The sequence below is a fragment of the Curtobacterium sp. MCLR17_054 genome, from assembly GCF_003234335.2.
Classification (GTDB): domain Bacteria; phylum Actinomycetota; class Actinomycetes; order Actinomycetales; family Microbacteriaceae; genus Curtobacterium; species Curtobacterium flaccumfaciens.
On record NZ_CP126263.1, the window covers coordinates 1,841,842 to 1,862,008 of the forward strand.

The following is a 20,167-nucleotide window of genomic DNA, read 5'->3' on the forward strand; positions in this document are numbered from 1 at the left end:
GGTGGGGTGAGGGGGTAACGTGCCGACGATGAACATCCCAGCACTCCGCGGCAGCCGGATCCTCGGGTTCGGACACCACCAGCCCGAACGCGTCCTGACCAACGACGAGCTCTCGACGATGGTCGACACGAACGACGAGTGGATCCGCACCCGCACCGGGATCCAGACCCGTCGGATCGCCGGGCCCGACGACACCGTCACGTCGTTGGCCATCGAGGCCGGACGCCGTGCCCTCGCCGACGCTGGGGTGTCGCCCTCGGCCGTCGGACTCGTCATCGTCGCCTCCACCACCCACCAGGACCGCGCCCCGTACACGGCAGGCCGCGTCGCCGCCGCACTGGGCATGACGAACGGCCCGGCGCCGATCGACATCAACACCGCGTGCAGCGGGTTCGAGTACGCGCTCGGGCTCGCCGACCAGTCCATCCGCACCGGTTCGGCCGACGTCGCGCTCGTCATCGGGTCCGAGGTGCTGTCGGGGATCGCCGACTGGACCGACCGGTCGACGTGCGTGCTCGTCGGTGACGGGGCCGGTGCCGCCGTGCTCGGGGTCGCCGAGACGCCCGAGATCGGCCCGGTGTCGTGGGGGAGCGTGCCGCACCTGCTCGACGCCGTGCGTGTCGAAGGGTCGCCGGGGCGCTTCAACCAGGAGGGTCGCTCGATCTACCGGTGGGCCATCACCGAGGCCGAGGGGCACGCCCGCAAGGTCGTCGAGGCCGCCGGACTCACGATGGACGACATCGAGGTGTTCGCGTTCCACCAGGCGAACCTGCGGATCATCGAGCCGCTCGTCACCGCGCTCGGCGGGGAGTCGAAGTTCGTCATCCGTGACGTCGTCGAGTCCGGGAACACCTCGGCCGCCAGCGTGCCGCTCGGGCTCTCGAAGGCCTGGGAGCGCGGCGACCTCCCGGAGGGGGTGCCGGCCCTGCTGTTCGGGTTCGGTGGTGGGTTCGCCCATGCCGGCCAGGTCGTGACGACGCCGGTGCGATCCTTCTAGGCGCAGTTGCACGAAGGGCCCGGGCCCGGCTGCTGAGCATCCGTGCCCGGGCCCTGCTCGGCGTCGCGCCGGGCCGTTCTCGGTCGTCCTGGCTAACGCTTCGAGCGGGGGTCGTCCTGGCCCGGCTCGGTCCAGAGGTCCTGGTCCTTGCCTGCGCCGCGCTTCCACGGCAGGGCACGCCGGGTCTTCTCGGCAGCCGGGGTGACCGTCAGCACGATCGGGAACTCCGCCGGCGGCATCCCGAACCCGGTCCGCGACGCCTGGATGACCTTGCGCCCGAGGGCGTGGTTCCCCAGACCGCCGACCGCCGCTCCGATGCCGAACGGCAGCGCACGTCCGAGGACGGAACCGCCCTGCCGGATGGCGAAGCGCTTGATGAACTGGTCGCGGACCTGTCCGCCGATGCCGTTGACGACCTGCTTCGGCAGCGAGGACGTCACCATCTCGCCCCAGAACGCCGTCCGGGCCTGCCCGCCGGCAGCCTGTCCGGCGAGCTGCTTGATGAGCTGCGTGCCCGGTGCGCCGAGGATCATCGCCATCACCAGCGTGCGGGCGCGCTCCGGGTCGTCCAGCGCGATGCCGTGGACCTCGGTCACCGACTGTGCGAACAGCGCGGTGGTCTCGAGGAACCCGACCGTCTCGGCGCCGCTCAGTCCGAGCGCAGCGGCCATCCCGACGCCGGGGATCACCGCACTCGCACCGACCGCGGCGCCACCGGTCGTGACGGCGGCCAGGTACTGCCGCTCAAGGATCTGGATCACCTCGGCGGGGGTCGCGTCGGGCTTGCGGCGACGGATCGCGTTGACGTGCGCGACCACGACGGGACGCTGCACACTGATGACCCGATCGAGCCACTTCGCCCAGCCCGTGGGCTGGACCTGCTGCGTTCGGGGGTCGGACGTGGTGGGGGAGACCGGTGCGGTCGGCAGGGGCACGATCGACTGGTCCTTCGGGGCGCGGGCCATGCGCTCACCGTACGCCGCACACGTGAGAGGCTCGCTGGATGGACACCGACCCCGCGCAGCGAGCACTCGACGACGCCCGTCGTGCGGCCGGGTTCCTGACCGTCCGGCAGGTGGCCGCTCTCTCGCCCGAGGTCCGGGTCCTCGATCCGGCGTCCGTCCTGATCGGGGTGGGCGTGTCGGTCCTGCCTGGCGTGGTGCTGTACCCGTCCACGACGCTCGAGACCTGTCACGGTGGGGCGATCACGCTGGCTACCGGTGCCCGCTTGGGCCCCGGACCCGTGACCGTCGTGGCGTCTGCGGCGACGGTGCACATCGGGGAGGGCGCCGAACTCGGCCCGGGCCCCGTCACCGTCGTCGCGGACGGGGCCGACGTCGTGATCGGTGGTCGGGCTCGCCTGACGGCCGGGTGTCTCGTCGAGGGGCCGGCGCGGATCGGTGTGGGCGCGCAGGTGCTCGGGCCGGTGTCCGTGCGCGACGTCGAGCTCGAGGACGGCGGCGACCACCGCGAACCCGACCCGGACCACCGCGGCGGCGTGGTGAAGGGCACCGGGCCGGTCCGTGGGGTGCGCGTGGGGCTCGGCGAGGTCGTGGTCGGTGGGGCAGTGGACATCGGGGCGTCCTCCGGCCGCCCGCGGATCGAGCGTCAGCGCACGTACCACCCGGATGCGCCGCGTCGTCCGCGCTGATCGTCGAACACGCAGCCTCAGCACGGGACACCCGCACGCCGCAGGGCAGCCCGCACCCGGTCGGGCTGCATCAGGTCGGCCCACGAGAGCCGCACGACCGCGCGGACCTCGGGGAACGACCGGATGAAGTCCTCACGCCGCTTCTCGCGCCAGTGCGCGTCCGCGGTGGAGCGCCCGTCGAGCAGCACCGGGTCCTCGTACTTCGCGCGGCCGTCGACCTCGACCACGACGCCCTGGTCCGGGAACCAGAAGTCCACGATCGCCGTGGCCGATCCGGCCCGGGCGAACACGTGCTGCTGCACCGGCTCCGGCACTCCGAGCTCCCGGAACCGCACCCGGCACACCGACTCCGCGGGTGACCCCGACAGCGCCGACCCCATCCCCACCACAATCCCCGCCTTGTCGTGACCCGCGGGTGTCGTCGTGGTGAGTTCGTCGAGCAGGATCTCGGGCAGGAGACGCCGGTCGTGGAGTGCCTGGTCGATCATCGGCAGTGCGAACTCGAGGGTGGACGACCCCGCGATGTCGACGAGGGTCCGTGCCAACGACGTGACTGGCGCTCCGTCGATGTCGGCGGGGGTGGTCGCGGGCAGGCCGGCCCACCGTGAGGCCGTCGTCGGCGCGTGGACGAGCGGTCCGGGGTGGAGCCGGAGGTACGCGGACGTGTCGGAGCGTTCGCGGCGCGGATCGACGACGTCGAGTTTCGACGGAGGGGCATGGACGAAGGGCAGTCCGTGCACGGCGGCCGCTGCGGAGCGCGCGAACGCCCTCGGCGTGTGGACCATCGGCGCGGTCGCGCGCACCAGGAGCAACAGGTGGTCCTCGGGCCGGAGTCCGACGACCGACGACGGGGAGACCAGGACCCCGGGACGGACCGCGATCAACTCCCCAAGACGGACCCGGCGTTGCAGGGCCCGGCGTTCGGCGCTGGGCTTGCCGGTCGTGCGGATGAGGGGGATGGTGCGTGCGCGGTCGTCCATGGATCAACCATCGATTGCCGGGCCCGACCACGGGGCGGCGGTGGGCCGATCTGGGGATGACGAGCCGGGCCTCCAGGCTGTGGAGGGATGAGGCGGACGCAACTTGCGACGATGTCGATGTCGTACGACGGCGACTCTGTCGCTGTCACGCGTGCGGAACAGTTGCAGACGCGGGGGTGCGACAGCACCGATGTCGTACGACGTCGACAGTGTCGTTCCGCGTCGACCAGTCCGGAGCCCGCGCCCGCCCGCCCCGCCGCGCCCAGCCCCGCCCGCGCTACACCCGCGCGAGCTCCGCCCGCAGCGGCAGGTCCTGCTCCTCGAGGATGACCTGCGCGCCCACGGCCGTCCGGGCGTTCACGACGATCGGCGCGAGCAGGTTGACCGTGGTGCCGGACGCCCCGGGGTTCGCGACCACCAGCAGCATCGCGTCGGCGGGGTCGGTCAGCCCGAGCCCGGCAGCCTGCTCGTCGGTGAGCTCCGGCGCGTACGACGGCAGGTGCACCGCGGCGTCGAGCAGGAACAGCCGCGCGTCGTCGCCGACGAGCGTGAACAGCCCCTCGGCGCCGTCGACCGGCGACAACTCGAAGGCCGCGGCGGGGGCGAGCCCGAACGGCGGGACGGCGAAGGTCAGGGAGATGCTCATCGGAGGTAGTCCATCAGGGTCGGCTGCAGGACCTTCGCGGTGACGGCGAGGGCTGCCTGGTAGTTGGTCTGCTGCACCTGCAGGTCGAGGACGGCCTTGGCGAGGTCGACGTCCTCGATGTCGGCGCGACGGCTCTCGAGCGAGACGGTCGCGGACTTCAGCGAGTCCTGCGCCGTGAGCGCGGCGGCGTGCCGGATCCCGACGTCGGCCTGGGCGCCGCGGACGGTCCCGAGTGCGCCGTCCACGTCGTTGATCCGAGCGTTCACGTTCACCCCGTTCTGCAGGTCGTTGACGATGGAGTCGATCACCGCGAACACCGAGTCGTCGCCGGACCCGAAGACCGCGGTGCCGGCGGTGTCGACGCGCACCGTCGTGCCGTCACCGATCCGCCGGGACACGTCGGTGCCGGCGGCCGCCCAGCCCGTGGCTGGGTCGTAGGCAGCAGCGGCGGTCGACGATCCCGCGAACACCGAACGGGTGCCGTAGGTCGTGTTGGCCCGCGCCTCGAGGTCCGCCTTGAGCGACCGGAACTGCGTGACGAAGGCGTCGCGGTTCGTGTCGCTCATGGTGCCGGAGTTCGCGGCCTGCACGGTGAGGTCGCGGACGCTGTTGAGCACCGAGTAGACGCTCGACAGCGCACTGTCGGTGGTCGCGAGCCAGGCCGCGGCGTCGTTCGCGTTCCGCGAGTACTGCGCTGCAGCGGCCTGCTCCTTGCGCACCTGCATCGACGAAGCGGTGCCGACCGGGTCGTCCGAGGGCTTCTGGATCGCACGCAGCGTCGTGGCCTGGTCGGTGAGCTCGGCGACCCGCGCGGCCCCGGCCTGCAGCCGGGCCGACGCGGCCGCCATCGACATCTGGGTGGTCACACGGGTGATCACGATCAGCCCCTCCCGACGAGTCCGACGCGGTTGATGATGGTGTCGAGCATCTCGTCGACCGCGGTCAGGACGCGCGCCGCGCCCTGGTACGCGTGCTGGTAGCTCAGCAGGTTGACGTTCTCCTCGTCGAGGTCGACGCCGGCGCCCGACTGCTGCTGGGTGCGTGCGTTGGTGAGCGCGAGTCCGGTCATCGTGGATTCCGACGTCGCCGACCTGGAGGCGGTGCCCACCCCCGCCACGAACGTCGCCCAGACCTGGTCGGCACCGTCCGACGACGCCCCGAGTCGCGCGAGCGCGTCGGCGAACGAGTCGTCGAGTTCCCCCGCCGCGTTCCGCGTCGCCAGTCCGCTAGCGTCCGTGGGGACGACGCCGAGCGCCTGGGCGGCGGGGACGCCGGTCGCCAGGGAGAAGAAGGGTGCGCCGGTGGTACCGGTCGGGGTGGTCCCGGCGGCGTGCAGGGTGTTCACGGTGGTGGCCAGCCGCGTGGCCACGGCGTCGTAGGACGCGGAGGCCTCGGCGAGTGCGCCGCCGGTACCGGTGCCGGACGCCGGCGCGAGGACCGCGAGGGCGCCGCCGATGGAGCCGCCGCTCAGCCCGACCGCCCCGGCCGTTCCGGTGGTCCAGGTCAGGGTGACGGCGGTGCCGTCGGCGAGACGCTCGCCGCCGCCGAGGGCGACCGAGCGGGCGTCGGTGCCCTGCACGAGCGGGTTGCCGCCGAGGAGCACGTCGACCGTGCCGTCGGCGTTCGTCCGGGTGGTGCCGCCGGCGAGCGTGGCGATCTGCTGCGTGAGCTGGTCGCGCTGGTCGAGCAGCTCGTTGGCGGTGCCGCCCGAGGCGAGCGCGGTGCGGATCCGGCCGTTCAGGTCGGCGACCTGCTCCGCGGCACCGTTCAGCTGGGCGACCTGCCCGGTCAGGGTGCCGCGCACCGAGGACCACTGCGCGTCGACGGCCTTCGAGCCGGCGGTCAGGGCGGAGACGACGGTGCCGGCGGCCCCGAGCACCGCGCTGGCGGCACCCGGGTCGTCGGGGTGGCTGGCGAGCTCGCTCCAGGACGACCAGAACGCGTCGAGCTTGGCGCTCAGGCCGTCCTTGCCGGGCTCGTGCAACCCGGTCTCGAGGGCGGAGAGCGCCGTGGCGCGGGCGTCGGCGTAGGCGGACGAACCGGCGGCGACGCGGACGCCGGCGTCGAGTGTGAGGGATGCCAGGCGGGCGATGCCGTCGACCGAGACGCCCTGGCCGGCGAGGGCCGCGGTGCCCCGCATGAAACCGGTCTGGGTCGCGGGGATCGAGTTCTGCGGGACGCGCTGCCGCGTGTACCCGGCGGTGCCGGCGTTCGCGATGTTCTGGCCGGTGACGTCGATGCCGGCACGGGCGGCGGCGAGGCCGGAGTAGGCGGTCGCGAGGGATCCGAAGGTGCTGACCACGGTGCTACAGCGTCCCCTCGAACAGGCGGGCGCCGTCCTGGCCCGCGCCGGACGTGCCACTGGCGTCGTAGGTGGCGGCACCGGTGACGGTCCCCGCCAGGGTCTCCTCGGTGGCCTGGGCGGCGGCACGGAGGAACCGGTCGTTCTCGTCGCGCAGGGCGCCGATCTGGGTGGTCAGTTCGACCATCGCGGTGAGGTGCGACGACAGGATCTCGCCCCACGGCCCGTTCGGTGCCGCGGCGACGACGTCCCGCAGGGGAGCGTCGGCGGGGACACCCCACTCCTCGGCGACCTCGGCGCTCTGTGCGGCGCGTTCGAGACCGGTGCTGCGGAGCCGGTCGAGGACCTGCTCGACCTCGCGGCTGGCGTGCGACACCCAGCGGGAGCGGCCCGCGGTGAGCAGGAGCTGCTCCTCCTCGAGCTTGAATGTGAGCAGTTCGAGCAGCTCGCGTTCGCGCCAGAGCACGGCGGACAGGTCGTTCACGCTCATCAGCTCCTCCCAGGTGGTGGTTCGTCGGGGTGGCCCCCGGTCCGTCATCCTGCGGACACCGGGACCTATCGACTCGGTGACCGCGACCGTAAGCCCCGGCGGCCGAGTGCCGTCACCCGTACTCGTCGACGCTGTGACCCGATGACCCCCGTCGGGGGACAAGAACGAGCGTTCCCGACCCCGGGTCCCCCCAAATGCCGACCGGAAACGGGGCCTGACACCCCCGCACTGGGGACGGTTGTGCACCTGTTCAGCGCATTGCCAGCCGATACATTCAGAACGCACCCCGGGGGACACCCGGAACCGCTCGGGAACGACGCGGGGTGCACCGCTCGGAGGGACCCGGGCGGGTCTTCGGCGTACGCACCGGCCATCCGAGGCCGGCGTCCGTCGCGCCCACGGACGGGTGAGCCGACACACGTCAGGTCGACCAGGGGAACAGCATGGACCGCACCGAACGCAACGCGATGATCGTGGAGCACCTCCCGCTCGTGGGCTACATCGTGGCCGACGTCCGCTCCCGGGCGACGCACCTGGACCGCGACGACCTCGCCGCCGTCGGGTCCCTCGCACTCGTCGCAGCCGCCGAGGCCTTCGATCCGACCCTCGGCGTGCCGTTCGGCGCCTACGCCCGCACCCGGATCGCCGGCGCGCTGGCGGACGACATGCGCTCGGCCGACTGGGCGTCCCGCGGCACCCGGAAGCGGATCCGCGAGACCCTCGCCACGCAGGAGGCCCTGTCCGCGCGCCTCGGCCGGAGCGTCGGTGCGCAGGAGATCGCCGATGCCATGGGCGTCGACAAGCAGACCGCCGTCGACGCGATGAGCGACGCTGCCCGCACCGTCGCGCCGCTCGACGAGACCGTGCACGACCTCGTGGCCGCGGACCTGCCGCTCCCCGGGGACGACCTGCTCGAGACCGAGAAGCGCCGGTACCTCCGCGCCGCGGTCGAGGCCCTGCCGGAGCGGATGCGCTTCATCGTCGAGGCCGTCTACTTCGGTGACCGCTCGGTCACCGACGTCGCCGCCGAGCTCGGCATCACGCACTCGGCCGTCTCGCAGCAGCGCTCCGAGGCGATGCGCCTGCTCCACGACGGTCTCGCCGCCCACTACGGGGACGGCGCCACCGTCGAGCCCGCGAGCCGCACCACCGCGGCCCGCCGCAGCGCCTACCTCGCCCGTGTCGCCACGAACGCCGCGGCCGGTGTCGCACGTGCCGTGCACGATGCCGCAGCAGGACCGGCCGTCGCGGCGAGTTGAGACCTCGGCGGAAACTTCTCCGCCGATCCCCTAACGACTCCCGGCAACCGGTCGAGAGTCATCCATGTCAGCCCACGGACGGGCCGACGCACGACCCACATTCACGGAGGAAACCACCATGGGTATGTCCATCAACACCAACCTCTCGGCACTCAACACGTACCGGAACCTGAACTCGACGCAGAACGACCTGTCGAAGTCCCTCGAGAAGCTCTCGAGCGGCCTCCGCATCAACCGTGCTGCCGACGACGCGTCCGGTCTGACGATCTCCGAGGGGCTGAAGTCCCAGGTCGGTGGCCTCACGGTCGCCGCCCGCAACGCGCAGGACGGCATCTCCGTCGTGCAGACCGCTGAAGGTGGCCTCACCGAGACCCACTCGATCCTCCAGCGCATGCGCGACCTGGCCGTCCAGGCCGGCAACGACTCGAACAACGCGGACTCCCGCACGGCGATCACCACCGAGGTCGGCGAGCTCACCAAGGAGCTCACCCGTATCTCGGCGTCGACCAACTTCAACGGCATCAACCTGCTCGACGGCTCCGCCGGCGCCGCAGGCGTCCTGAAGTTCCAGGTCGGCGCGAACGGCGACGCGGCGAGCCAGATCGACGTGGACCTGTCGAAGTCGAACGTGGAGTCCGTGTCGACCGCGGTCGGCGCGCTCACCTTCGACTCGGCGACGAACGCTCAGGCCGCCATCACCGCGATCGACGAGCAGATCAAGTACGTCTCCGCCGCCCGTTCGAGCATCGGTGCAGTCCAGAACCGCTTCGACCACGCCATCAACGTGACGAACGTGGCCAAGGAGAACCTCACCGCTGCCTCCTCGCGCATCACCGACGTCGACATGGCGGAGGAGATGGTCAAGTACACGCGCGACAACATCCTCAGCCAGGCCGGCACCTCGATGCTCGCGCAGGCGAACCAGAGCACCCAGGGCGTGCTCTCGCTCCTGCGCTAGCCATCACGACGTCCGTCCTCCGGGCCCGATCGGGTGCCCCGGAGGACGGACGCCGCCGTCCTGACCACCTCCACGACGCCAGGGAGTGTCGACGATGTCCTCGTCCGTGTCATCGAGCACCAGCCTCGCGATCGACGGTCTGGTCAGCGGTCTCAAGACGACCGACCTCATCAACTCGCTGATGAGCGTCGAGGGGGTCCCGCAGACCCTGCTCAAGAACAAGCTCACCACCACCAACTCGTTCATCTCGTCACTGCAGACGCTCAACGGGTTGATCCAGGGGCTCGCCACGAAGGCCGCGGACGCCGCGAAGGCCTCGTCGCTCGACCTCTTCGCCGCGACGAGCACCGCGCCGAGCGTCACCGCCGTCACCGGTACCGGAGCGACCGCGGGCTCCATCAGCTTCACCGTCGGATCGACCGCCTCGGCCCAGGTCGGGGTGACGGCCGCGATGTCGACGTGGTCGACCGGTGCGCAGCCGATCACGATCGTCGGCGCGGACGGGAAGTCCACCACCGTGACGCCGGCGTCCGGTTCGCTCGACGACGCCGTGTCCGCCCTGAACAAGTCCGGTGCGGGCGTCACCGCGACGAAGGTCGCCGCCGGCACCGACGCCGACGGCACCAAGCTCTACCGCCTGCAGCTCACGTCCGCCACGACCGGAGCGGCCGGCGGGTTCCAGGTGTACCGGGGCGGCGCCGACGAGGTGGCAGCGGGCACCGCGACGAACGTCCTCACCGAGACCGGTGCCGCCGTCGTCACCGCGGCGACCGACGCCAGCGTCACCCTCTGGGCCGGCACCGCCGCCGCGCAGACGGTCACGAGCGCCACGAACACCTTCACCGGTCTCGTCCCCGGGGTCGACGTCACCGTCTCGAAGGCCACCACCGAGCCCGTCACCGTGACGGTCGCGCAGGACACCACCAAGGCGCAGTCCGTCGCCTCCGGGCTCGTCGACGCCATGAACGCGATCGCGGCCTACTACAAGACGAACACCGCGGTGTCGAGCTCGACGAGCGCGACGTCCGGCACCACGACGACGAAGGCCGGCGTCCTGCTCGGCGACGGTGCGTCCCGCGACGCCGTGCAGCGGCTCACGAGCACGATGTCCGCCCCGGTCGACGGCAAGTCCCCGTCGACGATCGGCATCGTGATCACGAAGGACGGCACGTTCACCTTCGACCCCGAGGTCTTCCAGAAGGCCCTCGCGACCGACCCGAAGGCCACCCAGGCGATGCTCTCCGGGGTCGCCGCGAACGTCGGCGCCGCGGCCACCGCCGCGTCCGACAAGTACGACGGCTCGGTCACCACGTCCATCACCGGGCAGCAGGCCGTCGCCAAGGACCTCACCACCCAGATCGACAGCTGGACCGACCGGCTGGCGATGCGCCGGGCCTCGCTGCAGACCCTCTACTCATCCCTCGAGACCAGCCTCAGCAAGCTCCAGTCGCAGTCGAGCTGGCTCGCCAGCCAGCTCGCTTCGACGTCGAGCTGACGGGAACGACCATGACCTTCGACTTCCAGGCAGCCGCCTTCCGCCAGGCCGCCCAGCCGCGCACCGTCACCGACCAGCGCCGTGCCCAGTACACGAACGAGGCCGTGCTGTCGGCGACGCCGGCCCAGCTCGTGACGATGCTCTACGACCGGCTGCTGCTCGACCTGCACCGTGCCGAGGCCGCGCAGGTCGCCGCCGACTGGGCGACGGCCCGCGAGCAGCTCTTGCACGCCCAGGCGATCGTCGGCGAGCTCTCGAGCACCCTCCGGATCGACGTCTGGGACGGTGGCGAGGGCCTGCTCGCCGTCTACAACTACGCCTCCACGTCGCTCATCACGGCGAACGTGCACCGCGACGTGCAAGCCACCCGCGACTGCATCCGGATCCTCGAGCCGTTGCGTCAGTCGTGGCACGAGGCAGCCGCGTCGCTGCCCGCGACGCCCGCCACGCAGCAGCCGACCGGGGGAGCCCTCGGTGTCGCCTGAGCCGTCTGACGGACGAGCCGCATGGGAGGCCCTGCTCACGTCCCTGGAGCACGACGCCGCCGGGCAGGCGGCCGACTCCACGGCCGTGGCCGGGTGGTCGGAGCCGGCCGGGCTGGGACCGCTGCCGCGTGACCTGGTGGGACGGGCCTCCCGGCTGCTCGCCGCGCAGCGGGACCGCATGACGGTGCTCGAGGCGGACCGCCGCTCGACGCTGGAGCACCTCGGTGCCCTGCGCGCCGTCGACGCCACGCGCGAGCCCCGTGGCTCCGTGTACCTCGACGCTTCCGCCTGACCGCGCCCCCGCACCAGTTCTGCGACAGAGCACCCGTCGATCGACGGGTGCTCTGTCGCATCTCGGGTGCTCCGCCCCGCGCCCCACCGCCCCCCGTTCGGGGCGACGCCTAACGCGGCGGACGACGGGCTCCGATAGCGCCACTCGAGCACGGATCGCTCACCAGTTCGGCCAGGGATCGGCCACCACCGCACGGCGACGTCGCACCGACGACGCCTGACGAGGGGACCCCCGTGTTCGATTCCGTGACGAGCGTCGCGCTGCAGAGCGCACTCGACGGCCTGTCGATGCGCCAGAAGGTGATCGCGAACAACATCGCGAACATCAACACGACGAACTACCACGCCGAGAAGGTGCAGTTCGAGGACGCCCTGGCGAAGTCGATCGTGGACGGCGACGGCGCCACCACGCCGACGATGGCGCGCAGCCTCGAGCCGACGAACACGAACGGCAACAACGTCAACCTCGACGAGGAGACGCTGTCGAACATCGACACCGTGCTGCGGTACCAGTTCGCCACGCAGGCGATGAACTCCGAGCTCACCAGCGTCCGTGCGGCGATGCGGACGAACTCGTGACGACCTTCGACGCGATCGGCATCGCGAGCACCGGCCTGACCGTGCACCGGAAGTGGCTCGACGCCGTCTCGGACAACATCGCCAACGCGAACACCGTGAAGTCGATGGACGACACCGCGTTCCAGGCGCGCTACGTCGAGGTGCAGGAGGGCGCCGGCGTCTCCGGCGCCTACGTCAAGGGCGCCGCGTTCGGCAGCGCCGCCGGCCGGGTGACCTACGACCCCGACAACCCGCTCGCGAACGAGGAGGGCTACGTCCGCATGCCCGACATCGACCTCGGCACGCAGATGGCGGACCTCATCATGGCCCAGCGCGGCTACCAGGCGAACGCCGCCGTGGTCGACCGTGCCAAGACCGCCTACGAGGCGGCACTGCAGATCGGGAAGAACTGATGCCCATCGACGCCGTGAACGGTGTGACCACCAACGCGATGACGAACGCCCTGACGAGTGTGTCGGGGACGTCCAGCGACAGCACGAACGCGACCGGTGCTGCCGGCGCGACGACCGACGGCAGCGGGTTCGCCGCGAGCCTCGGCAACGCCGTCGACGGGCTGCAGTCGCTGCAGAGCGACTCGAAGACCCTCGCGCTCAAGGCCGTGACCGGCAACCTCGACGACATCCACGACGCCACGATCGCCGCCACCCGCGCACAGGTCACGCTCGAGCTCGTCTCCGCCGTCCGCAACAAGGGCGTCGACGCCTTCAACGAGATCATGAGGATGCAGGCCTGATGCCCGTCGCGTTCAAGAACGTCTTCGCGCGCCTCAGCGCCTACGTGAAGGGCTTCTCCGCCGCCCAGCGCACCATCGCGATCCTGGCGATCGCGGCGCTCGTGCTCGGTGGGATCGCCCTCGCGTCCTGGCTCGGCAAGGCGTCCTACGCGCCGCTCTTCACCGGGCTCGCCGCGGCCGACGCGAGCTCCATCACGGACCAGCTGCAGACCGACGGTGTGCCGTTCCAGCTCACCGACGGCGGCGCGACGATCCTCGTGCCGCAGGCGCAGGTGTACTCGGAGCGGCTCAAGGCGGCGTCGAACGGCCTGCCGTCGTCGAACGAGGGCGGCTACTCGCTGCTCGACAAGATGGGCGTGACGAGCTCGGAGTTCCAGCAGGACGTCACCTACAAGCGTGCGATGGAGGGCGAGCTCGCCAAGACCATCGGTGCGATGGACGGCGTGCAGACCGCCACCGTGCAGCTCGCGATCCCGGAGAAGTCGGTGTTCGTCTCCGAGGAGAAGGACCCGACCGCGTCGGTGTTCATCGCGACCGACAACGGCACGCAGCTCAGCACCGACCAGGTGCAGGCCATCGTGCACCTGACGAGCGCCTCGGTCGAGGGCATGCAGCCCACCGATGTCTCGGTCGTCGACGCGAAGGGCCAGACCCTGTCCGCCGTCGGCACCGGTGCGACCGGGAGCGGCGCGGACCAGGCCGCCGACTACGACGCGGCGACGAGCAAGAAGATCCAGGACCTGCTCGACACCACGCTCGGCGTCGGCAACGCGACCGTCGTGGTCTCCGGGACGATGAACCAGGAGTCCGGCACCCGGACGTCCGAGAGCTACACGAGCCCGACCTCGGGTCCGGTCGCACTGAACGAGTCGAGCACCACCGAGGAGTACGGCGCCGGCTCCGGCGCGGGGAGCGGCGCGACGGGGGTCCTCGGTCCGGACAACATCGCCGTCCCGAACGGCACCGCGACGAGCGGCACCGGCGACGACGGGTACAAGAACGAGTCGGCGACGAAGAACAACGCCGTCGACCACACCACGGAGACCACGCAGATCCCCTCGGGCGGGCTCGACCGGCAGACCATCTCGGTCGCGCTGAACTCGAAGGCCGCCGCCGTGCAGAACGCGAACCTGCAGAGCATCAACGACCTGGTGTCCGCCGCCGCGGGTGTCGACCAGAACCGTGGCGACCAGGTCAAGGTCGCGATGATGGACTTCGACACCAGCGCTTCCGACCAGGCCGCCAAGGCCCTGGAGGCCCAGCAGAAGGCCGACCAGCAGGAAGCACTGTGGTCGTCGATCCGCACCGCCGGCATCGTGATCGGCATCGTCCTCGCCGTCATCGCGATCATGTTCTTCGTCGCCCGCCGCAACCGGAAGCAGGAGCGCGAGGCCGTCGACCTCGGCGAGCTCGACGCCTTCGCCGGCGAGACGTTCCAGCTGCCGCTCGCGATGGACGGCGTCGACGACCGGGCGACGCTCGGTGCCGGTGACGCCCCGACCGCCGTGCTGTCGGCGATGCCCGCCGGCGACGCCCCCACCGAGGTGCTGACGACCGAGGAGATCACCGCCGAGCGCCGCCGTCAGGACATCTCCGCCCTGGCCGAGCGCGACCCGAAGCGCACCGCCGAGCTCCTGCGCGGGCTCCTGGACGACCGGGCACCGGTGTGAGCGCGCTCATGCCGAGCCCCGGCGGCGGCTCCGGTCCGAGCGACCGTGCCCTGACCGGTGCGCAGAAGGTCGCGCTCATCCTCATGCAGATGGAGACCGACCGCGCCGCCGAGGTGATGAAGCAGTTCACCGAGATGGAGGCCGAGGAGATCTCCGCCGAGATCGTCCGGATGCGCCGCGTCGAGGACACCGTCGTCGACCAGACGCTGTCGGAGTTCCACCGGATCACGATGAGCGGCCGGCTGCAGAAGCGCGGCGGCAAGGAGACCGCGCTCGGGCTGCTCGAGGCGTCGTTCGGCGCCGAGCGGGCCGCCGGCGTGATGGACCGTCTGGCCTCGAACCTCGCCGGCCAGTCGTTCGACTTCCTCGACGACGCCGAACCCGGCCAGGTCATCTCCCTGCTCGAGGGCGAGCTGCCCCAGACGATCGCCCTCGTGCTCGCCCACCTGGGCCCCGGGCAGGCCAGTGCCGTGCTCGCCGGGATCGACGAGCGTGTCCGCACCGACGTCGCCCAGGCCTTCGCCACCATGGGCAGCGCGACCCCCGAGGCCGTCGGCATCGTCGCCGGTGTGCTGCGCCAGCGCGCCGGGGCCGTCGTGTCGCCGCGCGAGAGCGTCGAGGTCGTCGGGGGCATCGCGCCCCTGGTCGACATCATCAACCGCTCGGACGTCGCGACCGAGAAGGCCGTCCTCGAGGGACTCGAAGCCCGGGACCCGGAGCTCGCCGAGGACATCCGCTCCCGCATGCTGACCTTCGAGGACATCGTGAAGCTCGAGTCCCGCGACATCCAGCAGGTGCTGCGCGGCATCGACTCGAAGATCCTCGCGACCGCCATGAAGGGCGCAGCCGGGCCGGTCGTCGAGACCATCCGCGCGAACGTGTCCGAGCGCAACCGCGAACTGCTCGACGACGAACTGCAGGCCATGGGCCCGGTCCGCGTCTCGCAGGTCGAGGAAGCCCGCGCCGAGGTCGTCCGCTCCGTGCGCGAGCTCGAGGCCCAGGGCGTCGTCACCGTGCACCGCGCCGAGGAGGACGAGCTCGTTGACTGACACCATCGTGCACCGCGTCGCCTTCCCGGTGCTCGCCGACCCCGCCGGACGCGAGCGCGCGTCGAGCGCGGACGTCCGCGGGCACGCGGCCGGGTACACCGCCGGCCTGCGGGCCGCGCAGGCCGAGACCGACGCCCTGCGCGCCCGGCTCGTGGCAGAGCACGCCGCGCGGATCACCGCGCTGCAGGCCGACACGGCCCGCCGGATCGCGGTCCTCGATGCCGCCACGAACGCCATGCTCTCCACGGTCGCACCCGTCCTGGCGGACGCCGAGGCGTCGGTCGCGAGCGCGGCAGTCGACCTGGCCGAGGCGATCGTCGGGAACGTGGTCCGCGCCTCCAGGCCCGCACACGACGCAACCGTCGCCGTCGGTCCGGACGGACCGGGCAGCCGGGAGGCCCGGATCGCGTCCGGCGCGGAGGCCACCGTCCGGCGGGCGCTCGCGTCCGTGGACCGCACGGTCCCGGTGGCCGTCCGGCTGAGTCCGGCGGACGCCGCGCGCGTCGCCGACCTCGACCTGCCGGTGCCGGTCGTCGCCGACGGCGCCCTGCGCGACGGCGACGCCGTCGTCGACCTGCCGGACGGCATGCTCGACGCGCGCATCGCCACGGCGCTCGACCGCGCCCGCACCGCCCTCGGGGTCGACACGACGGGAGCCGACCGGTGACCGCCACGCTGCTCCGTCCGCGCGGTCTCGACGAGGCGCTCCTGCGTGCCGCACCCCAGCGGGTCGGTGTCGTCACGAGCGCCGTCGGCCTGGGGCTCACGATCGCCGGGCTCGACGCCCGCGTGGGCGAGGTCGTCACGGTCGGCGCCGAGGACGGCGACCAGACCGCGGTCGAGGTCGTCGCCACCGATGCCTCGGGCGTCCGCTGCATGCCGCTCGGCCGCCTGACCGGCGTGACCGCGGGCACCCCGGCGCGTCCGACCGGCCGCCCGGTGCTCGTGCCGACCGGATCCGGTCTGTTCGGCCGCGTGCTCGACGGGCTCGGCCGACCGATCGACGACCGCGGCCCGCTCGAGGGTCCCGGCAGCGAACCGGTGACCTGGGTCCCGCTCGACCACGACACCCCGAGCGCGATGGCCCGGACCCGCATCGACACCCCGATGCAGCTCGGCGTCCGCGTGCTCGACACCCTGACCACCGTCGGCCGCGGGCAGCGCATGGGCCTGTTCGCCGGGTCCGGCGTGGGCAAGTCGTCGCTGCTGTCGATGATCGCGCGCGGGAGCGACGCGGCCGTCAACGTCATCGCCCTGGTGGGGGAGCGCGGCCGCGAGGTGCGCGAGTTCCTGGAGGACGACCTGGGACCCGAGGGGCTCGCCCGCTCGATCGTCGTCGTGTCGACGTCCGACGAGCCGGCGCTCATGCGCCTGCGTGCCGCGTTCGTCGCCACCCGCATCGCCGAGTCGTTCCGCGACGCCGGCCAGGACGTCGTGCTCATGATGGACTCGCTCACCCGCGTCGCGATGGCGCAGCGTGAGATCGGCCTGTCGGTGGGGGAGCCACCGGCCACCCGGGGCTACCCGCCGTCGACGTTCTCGGTGCTCGCGGGACTGCTCGAGCGTGCGGGGACCGACCGCGTCGGCAGCATCACGGGCATGTACACCGTGCTGGTCGACGGCGACGACCACAACGAGCCGATCGCCGACGCGGCCCGCAGCATCCTGGACGGCCACGTCGTGCTCGACCGCAAGCTCGCGATCACCGGACACTTCCCGTCGGTCGACGCCCTCGGCTCGGTGTCCCGTGTCGCCTCGAAGGTCACCCGACCCGAGCAGCGTGCCGCCGCCACCGTGCTGCGGAAGGTGATGGCCGCCCGTGCCGGGGCCCAGGACCTGCTCGACGTCGGTGCGTACCAGCGCGGGTCGAACCCGCTCGTGGACGCCGCCGTCGACCACCAGGGATCGATCGACGCGTTCCTGCGCCAGGGCATGGACGAGCGGGCGACCGCCGACGCGTCCTGGCAGCGCCTCGGCGGCCTCGTGCAGCAGCTGGGGGTGTCGTGATGGCCCGCCGTTTCCCGCTCGCCGGACTCCTGCGCCTGCGCCACACCGAACAGGACCGTGCCGCCGCCACACTGGCCACCGCGAACGAGCGCGTCCGGGACGCCGCCGACGCCCGGATCGCCGCACGCCGCAGCCTCGCCGACAGCGAGGACGCCCAGCCCATCCAGGACGCCGCCACCCTGAGCGCCGTCGCCGCAGCCCGTGCCGCGACCCGCGGGATGCTCGAGGAGCTCGACGCCGTGGTGCAGAACCGCCGTGCCGACGCCGACCGGGCGCAGCAGGACTACACCGCCGCGCGTCGCGCCGCCGTCGGCCTCGAGAAGCTCGAGGGCAAGCACACCGAGCAGCAGGCGGCCGAGGAACTCCGGACCGAACAGAACGCCCTCGACGAGATCGCGGCACGACGCCGCACGGAAGGTGGTGCCCGATGAGCGTCGAAGCGGTGCTCTCCCGGATCTCGGAGATCCGGTCCCAGATCGACACGCTGCGCGGCGGGACGGCCACGGCTGCCCCGAGCGCCTCCGCCACCAGCGGTGCCGCGGGATCGTCGGCCTTCGCCGATGCCCTCGCGACCGCCGACGGCACGACCGGCGCCGCGAGCGCTGCCGGTGCGACCGCCGCAGCGACCCCGACGGCCAACCGTGCCCCGGCGACCTCGGTCGACGCCGGTGCCGGCACCCTCGCCACCGGCAGCGGTGCGACCGGCGCCGACGTGGTGGCCGACGCGAAGAAGTACCTCGGCGTGCCGTACGTGTTCGGCGGGGAGACGACCGCGGGCATGGACTGCTCGGGCCTGGTGCAGACGGTCTTCAAGGACCTCGGGGTCACGATGCCCCGGGTCGTGCCGGACCAGGCGAAGATGGGCGTCGAGGTCGGCTCCCTGAAGGACGCGCAGCCCGGCGACCTGATCATCCCGAAGGGCGAGGGCCACGTCGTCATCTACGTCGGCGACGGCAAGGTGCTGCACGCACCGCGCCCCGGCAAGGACGTCCGGATCGTCGACAACTGGTACTCCGACGCCGACATCGCGACCATCCGCCGGATCGTCCCCGCCCAGGCGGCCCCGGCGGCCGTCGCCGCGCCGACCGCCTCGGCTGCGCGTTCCGCGACCGACCTGCAGACCGCCGCGCTGCTGTCCATGATGCAGTCCGGGAGCGCCGCATGAGTCTGACCATCGCCACCCAGCCGTCCGTGCCCACCGCACCGGGCTCCACCCGGGGTGCATCGTCCGACCCCGCGGCTGCCGGGTCCTTCGGTGCGGCACTGACCGCCGCCGTCGCGACCGAGCGGCGCCCCGGCGACGGTGCTGCCGGGCGGGACGACGCCGACGGCCGCACGGCGGACGGGTCGGCGGCTACGCCGGGCACCGTTGCCACGCCGTCCGCGTCCGCGTCCGCGTCTGCGTCCGCGTCGGACCAGTCGGTGCCCGCGACCGAGGCAGCGCCCGTCGACGCGCAGGCGCTGCTCACCGCCGGACTCGTGGCCGCACCGATCGCTCCGGCCAGCCGCGCCGCCGAGACCTCCGCCGGCGACCCACACGCCGTCGTGGCCGCAGGGGTGATCGCCGGAACGACCAACACCACGACCACGACACCGCCGTCGGTGGAGGGGGACACGTCGACGCCGGTCCCGTCGACTGCGGCGCCGACCACCGCCCCCGCCACGGCGACCCCGCAGCAGGCACCGGCGTCGGGCGTGGCACCGGAGACGGCTGCCGCTGCGACGACCCGGCCGGCGACCGCCGCCGCGGCGACGCCTACCGTGACGCCCGCCGGCACCGCGTCTCCGGCCGCTGCCGCGACGACCGTCGCCGACGCGACCCCCGCGACGACCGCTGCGTCGACGACCAGGGCCACGAGCGACCCGGCGACCACCGCCCCGACGGCCGCTGCCGCGATCGCAGCCCCCGCCGCCGCCCGCACCGGCGACGGCGACACCGCCACCGTGACCCCGGGCCAGCCGCCGGTCGTGGCGGCCGCCGCCCCGGCAGCCGGCACCGGCTCCCGAGCCAGCCACGGGACGGAGCAGCAGGCGTCGACGCCGGGTGATCCGGGCCTCCCGGCCGTCGCCCCCAGCCGCGGTGGCGAGACGCCGTTCGTCATGTCGACGACGCCGACCGCCGCGCCCGCCGCGGCGACCGCGCCGGCCCCGGCACCGCTCGCCCAGCAGCTGGCGCGACCGGTGTTCTCGCTCGCACAGGCCGGCCCCGGCGAGCACGTCGTCACCGTGCAGGTCGTGCCGGACAGCCTCGGCCCGGTCACGGTCCGCGCGCACGTCACCGCGCACGGCATGCACGTCGAGCTGTTCGCCGCGTCGGACGCCGGCCGCGAGGCCGTCCGCCAGGTCCTGCCGGACCTGCGGCGGGATGCGGCCGGCACCGGTGTGAGCACCACGCTCGACCTGTCGTCGCAGAACCAGCCGCAGGATGCGCCGGGTCGCGACGAGCGTCCGGCCGCGCGTGCGCTGCCTGGTGACCCCGGCCTGGAGGCGCGGGTCACCCCGCGCACGCAGCCCACCGCCCACACGCCCTCCATCCGCACCGCGGGACTCGACGTCCTCGCCTGATCCGGCTCAC

23 protein-coding genes are annotated in these 20,167 nt (G+C 72.6%); 17 read left to right on the top strand and 6 right to left on the bottom strand.

Going from position 1 to position 20,167, the window contains the following annotated elements; translation table 11 throughout:
• Nucleotides 1-28 precede the first annotated feature (28 nt).
• Nucleotides 29-997 (top strand): beta-ketoacyl-ACP synthase III, encoded by a 969-nt coding sequence (locus DEJ08_RS08790; protein ID WP_071403937.1) that lies wholly within the window; start codon nt 29-31, stop codon nt 995-997.
• A gap of 92 nt (nt 998-1,089) precedes the next feature.
• Here DEJ08_RS08790 and DEJ08_RS08795 read toward each other — a convergent pair whose 3' ends face one another.
• The gene (locus DEJ08_RS08795; protein WP_181431590.1) at nt 1,090-1,962 is read right to left on the bottom strand and encodes a hypothetical protein; all 873 of its coding nucleotides are present in this window, start codon (nt 1,960-1,962) and stop codon (nt 1,090-1,092) included.
• A gap of 38 nt (nt 1,963-2,000) precedes the next feature.
• On the opposite strand from DEJ08_RS08795, the gene DEJ08_RS08800 reads away from it, so the two are divergent.
• On the top strand, nt 2,001-2,648 hold the full coding sequence (locus tag DEJ08_RS08800) for a hypothetical protein (RefSeq protein ID WP_111054147.1): 648 nt from the start codon (nt 2,001-2,003) through the stop codon (nt 2,646-2,648).
• A gap of 17 nt (nt 2,649-2,665) precedes the next feature.
• Here the strand turns inward: DEJ08_RS08800 and DEJ08_RS08805 are convergent, their stop codons facing one another.
• The 5 genes from DEJ08_RS08805 to DEJ08_RS08825 all read right to left on the bottom strand — a co-directional run bounded on the left by DEJ08_RS08805 (nt 2,666) and on the right by DEJ08_RS08825 (nt 7,066).
• The gene (locus DEJ08_RS08805) at nt 2,666-3,628 is read right to left on the bottom strand and encodes a hypothetical protein (RefSeq protein ID WP_111054148.1); all 963 of its coding nucleotides are present in this window, start codon (nt 3,626-3,628) and stop codon (nt 2,666-2,668) included.
• A gap of 277 nt (nt 3,629-3,905) precedes the next feature.
• Nucleotides 3,906-4,274: a flagellar assembly protein FliW gene (gene fliW, locus DEJ08_RS08810; RefSeq protein WP_027465503.1), complete on the bottom strand. Its 369-nt coding sequence runs from the start codon at nt 4,272-4,274 to the stop codon at nt 3,906-3,908.
• On the bottom strand, nt 4,271-5,152 hold the full coding sequence (flgL, locus tag DEJ08_RS08815) for a flagellar hook-associated protein FlgL (protein ID WP_111054149.1): 882 nt from the start codon (nt 5,150-5,152) through the stop codon (nt 4,271-4,273). The genes fliW and flgL overlap by 4 nt, the downstream gene beginning before the upstream one ends.
• 2 nt (nt 5,153-5,154) lie before the next feature.
• Nucleotides 5,155-6,576 carry a flagellar hook-associated protein FlgK gene (gene flgK / locus DEJ08_RS08820; protein ID WP_111054150.1) on the bottom strand — a complete coding sequence of 474 codons (1,422 nt, stop codon included), beginning with the start codon at nt 6,574-6,576 and terminating at the stop codon, nt 5,155-5,157.
• 4 nt (nt 6,577-6,580) lie between these two features.
• Complete coding sequence (locus DEJ08_RS08825) at nt 6,581-7,066, bottom strand: flagellar protein FlgN (RefSeq protein WP_071403931.1); 486 nt, start codon at nt 7,064-7,066, stop codon at nt 6,581-6,583.
• Between the two features lie 443 nt (nt 7,067-7,509).
• Here DEJ08_RS08825 and DEJ08_RS08830 point away from each other — a divergent pair, with 443 nt between their 5' ends.
• The 15 genes from DEJ08_RS08830 (at nt 7,510) to DEJ08_RS08900 (ending at nt 20,157) form a co-directional block, all read left to right on the top strand.
• Nucleotides 7,510-8,325 (top strand): sigma-70 family RNA polymerase sigma factor, encoded by an 816-nt coding sequence (locus DEJ08_RS08830; RefSeq protein WP_111054151.1) that lies wholly within the window; start codon nt 7,510-7,512, stop codon nt 8,323-8,325.
• Nucleotides 8,326-8,443: 118 nt separating this feature from the next.
• The gene (locus DEJ08_RS08835; protein WP_071403929.1) at nt 8,444-9,283 is read left to right on the top strand and encodes a flagellin N-terminal helical domain-containing protein; all 840 of its coding nucleotides are present in this window, start codon (nt 8,444-8,446) and stop codon (nt 9,281-9,283) included.
• A gap of 106 nt (nt 9,284-9,389) precedes the next feature.
• Entirely contained in the window at nt 9,390-10,778 is a 1,389-nt protein-coding gene (gene fliD / locus DEJ08_RS08840) for a flagellar filament capping protein FliD (RefSeq protein WP_258367016.1), read from the top strand.
• Nucleotides 10,779-10,789: 11 nt separating this feature from the next.
• Nucleotides 10,790-11,263 carry a flagellar export chaperone FliS gene (locus DEJ08_RS08845; RefSeq protein WP_111054152.1) on the top strand — a complete coding sequence of 158 codons (474 nt, stop codon included), beginning with the start codon at nt 10,790-10,792 and terminating at the stop codon, nt 11,261-11,263.
• The gene (locus tag DEJ08_RS08850) at nt 11,253-11,555 is read left to right on the top strand and encodes a hypothetical protein (protein WP_111054153.1); all 303 of its coding nucleotides are present in this window, start codon (nt 11,253-11,255) and stop codon (nt 11,553-11,555) included. Before DEJ08_RS08845 ends, DEJ08_RS08850 begins: the two co-directional genes overlap by 11 nt.
• 233 nt (nt 11,556-11,788) lie before the next feature.
• On the top strand, nt 11,789-12,133 hold the full coding sequence (locus DEJ08_RS08855) for a flagellar basal body protein (protein WP_017886135.1): 345 nt from the start codon (nt 11,789-11,791) through the stop codon (nt 12,131-12,133).
• Entirely contained in the window at nt 12,130-12,525 is a 396-nt protein-coding gene (locus tag DEJ08_RS08860; protein ID WP_017886136.1) for a flagellar basal body rod protein FlgC, read from the top strand. The genes DEJ08_RS08855 and DEJ08_RS08860 overlap by 4 nt, the downstream gene beginning before the upstream one ends.
• On the top strand, nt 12,525-12,866 hold the full coding sequence (gene fliE, locus DEJ08_RS08865) for a flagellar hook-basal body complex protein FliE (protein WP_027465513.1): 342 nt from the start codon (nt 12,525-12,527) through the stop codon (nt 12,864-12,866). Before DEJ08_RS08860 ends, fliE begins: the two co-directional genes overlap by 1 nt.
• Entirely contained in the window at nt 12,866-14,536 is a 1,671-nt protein-coding gene (gene fliF / locus DEJ08_RS08870) for a flagellar basal-body MS-ring/collar protein FliF (RefSeq protein ID WP_111054154.1), read from the top strand. The genes fliE and fliF overlap by 1 nt, the downstream gene beginning before the upstream one ends.
• Nucleotides 14,533-15,585, top strand: coding sequence for a flagellar motor switch protein FliG (fliG, locus tag DEJ08_RS08875; protein WP_244993480.1), 1,053 nt, complete (start codon nt 14,533-14,535; stop codon nt 15,583-15,585). Before fliF ends, fliG begins: the two co-directional genes overlap by 4 nt.
• Entirely contained in the window at nt 15,578-16,252 is a 675-nt protein-coding gene (locus DEJ08_RS08880; protein WP_111054155.1) for a FliH/SctL family protein, read from the top strand. The genes fliG and DEJ08_RS08880 overlap by 8 nt, the downstream gene beginning before the upstream one ends.
• Complete coding sequence (locus DEJ08_RS08885; protein ID WP_111054156.1) at nt 16,249-17,592, top strand: FliI/YscN family ATPase; 1,344 nt, start codon at nt 16,249-16,251, stop codon at nt 17,590-17,592. Before DEJ08_RS08880 ends, DEJ08_RS08885 begins: the two co-directional genes overlap by 4 nt.
• Nucleotides 17,592-18,023, top strand: coding sequence for a flagellar FliJ family protein (locus tag DEJ08_RS08890; RefSeq protein WP_071403924.1), 432 nt, complete (start codon nt 17,592-17,594; stop codon nt 18,021-18,023). The genes DEJ08_RS08885 and DEJ08_RS08890 overlap by 1 nt, the downstream gene beginning before the upstream one ends.
• Nucleotides 18,020-18,757, top strand: coding sequence for a C40 family peptidase (locus tag DEJ08_RS08895; RefSeq protein ID WP_111054157.1), 738 nt, complete (start codon nt 18,020-18,022; stop codon nt 18,755-18,757). The genes DEJ08_RS08890 and DEJ08_RS08895 overlap by 4 nt, the downstream gene beginning before the upstream one ends.
• Nucleotides 18,754-20,157: a flagellar hook-length control protein FliK gene (locus DEJ08_RS08900; RefSeq protein ID WP_111054158.1), complete on the top strand. Its 1,404-nt coding sequence runs from the start codon at nt 18,754-18,756 to the stop codon at nt 20,155-20,157. The genes DEJ08_RS08895 and DEJ08_RS08900 overlap by 4 nt, the downstream gene beginning before the upstream one ends.
• Nucleotides 20,158-20,167 lie beyond the last annotated feature (10 nt).

Excerpts from the sequence above, each read along its gene's own strand:
- DEJ08_RS08790 (WP_071403937.1), top strand. The coding sequence starts at position 29 with ATGAACATCCCAGCACTCCGCGGCAGCCGGATCCTCGGGTTCGGACAC.
- DEJ08_RS08795 (WP_181431590.1), bottom strand. The coding sequence starts at position 1,962 with ATGGCCCGCGCCCCGAAGGACCAGTCGATCGTGCCCCTGCCGACCGCA.
- DEJ08_RS08800 (WP_111054147.1), top strand. The coding sequence starts at position 2,001 with ATGGACACCGACCCCGCGCAGCGAGCACTCGACGACGCCCGTCGTGCG.
- DEJ08_RS08805 (WP_111054148.1), bottom strand. The coding sequence starts at position 3,628 with ATGGACGACCGCGCACGCACCATCCCCCTCATCCGCACGACCGGCAAG.
- fliW (WP_027465503.1), bottom strand. The coding sequence starts at position 4,274 with ATGAGCATCTCCCTGACCTTCGCCGTCCCGCCGTTCGGGCTCGCCCCC.
- DEJ08_RS08825 (WP_071403931.1), bottom strand. The coding sequence starts at position 7,066 with ATGAGCGTGAACGACCTGTCCGCCGTGCTCTGGCGCGAACGCGAGCTG.
- DEJ08_RS08830 (WP_111054151.1), top strand. The coding sequence starts at position 7,510 with ATGGACCGCACCGAACGCAACGCGATGATCGTGGAGCACCTCCCGCTC.
- DEJ08_RS08835 (WP_071403929.1), top strand. The coding sequence starts at position 8,444 with ATGGGTATGTCCATCAACACCAACCTCTCGGCACTCAACACGTACCGG.
- DEJ08_RS08845 (WP_111054152.1), top strand. The coding sequence starts at position 10,790 with ATGACCTTCGACTTCCAGGCAGCCGCCTTCCGCCAGGCCGCCCAGCCG.
- fliE (WP_027465513.1), top strand. The coding sequence starts at position 12,525 with ATGCCCATCGACGCCGTGAACGGTGTGACCACCAACGCGATGACGAAC.
- fliF (WP_111054154.1), top strand. The coding sequence starts at position 12,866 with ATGCCCGTCGCGTTCAAGAACGTCTTCGCGCGCCTCAGCGCCTACGTG.
- DEJ08_RS08890 (WP_071403924.1), top strand. The coding sequence starts at position 17,592 with ATGGCCCGCCGTTTCCCGCTCGCCGGACTCCTGCGCCTGCGCCACACC.
- DEJ08_RS08895 (WP_111054157.1), top strand. The coding sequence starts at position 18,020 with ATGAGCGTCGAAGCGGTGCTCTCCCGGATCTCGGAGATCCGGTCCCAG.
- DEJ08_RS08900 (WP_111054158.1), top strand. The coding sequence starts at position 18,754 with ATGAGTCTGACCATCGCCACCCAGCCGTCCGTGCCCACCGCACCGGGC.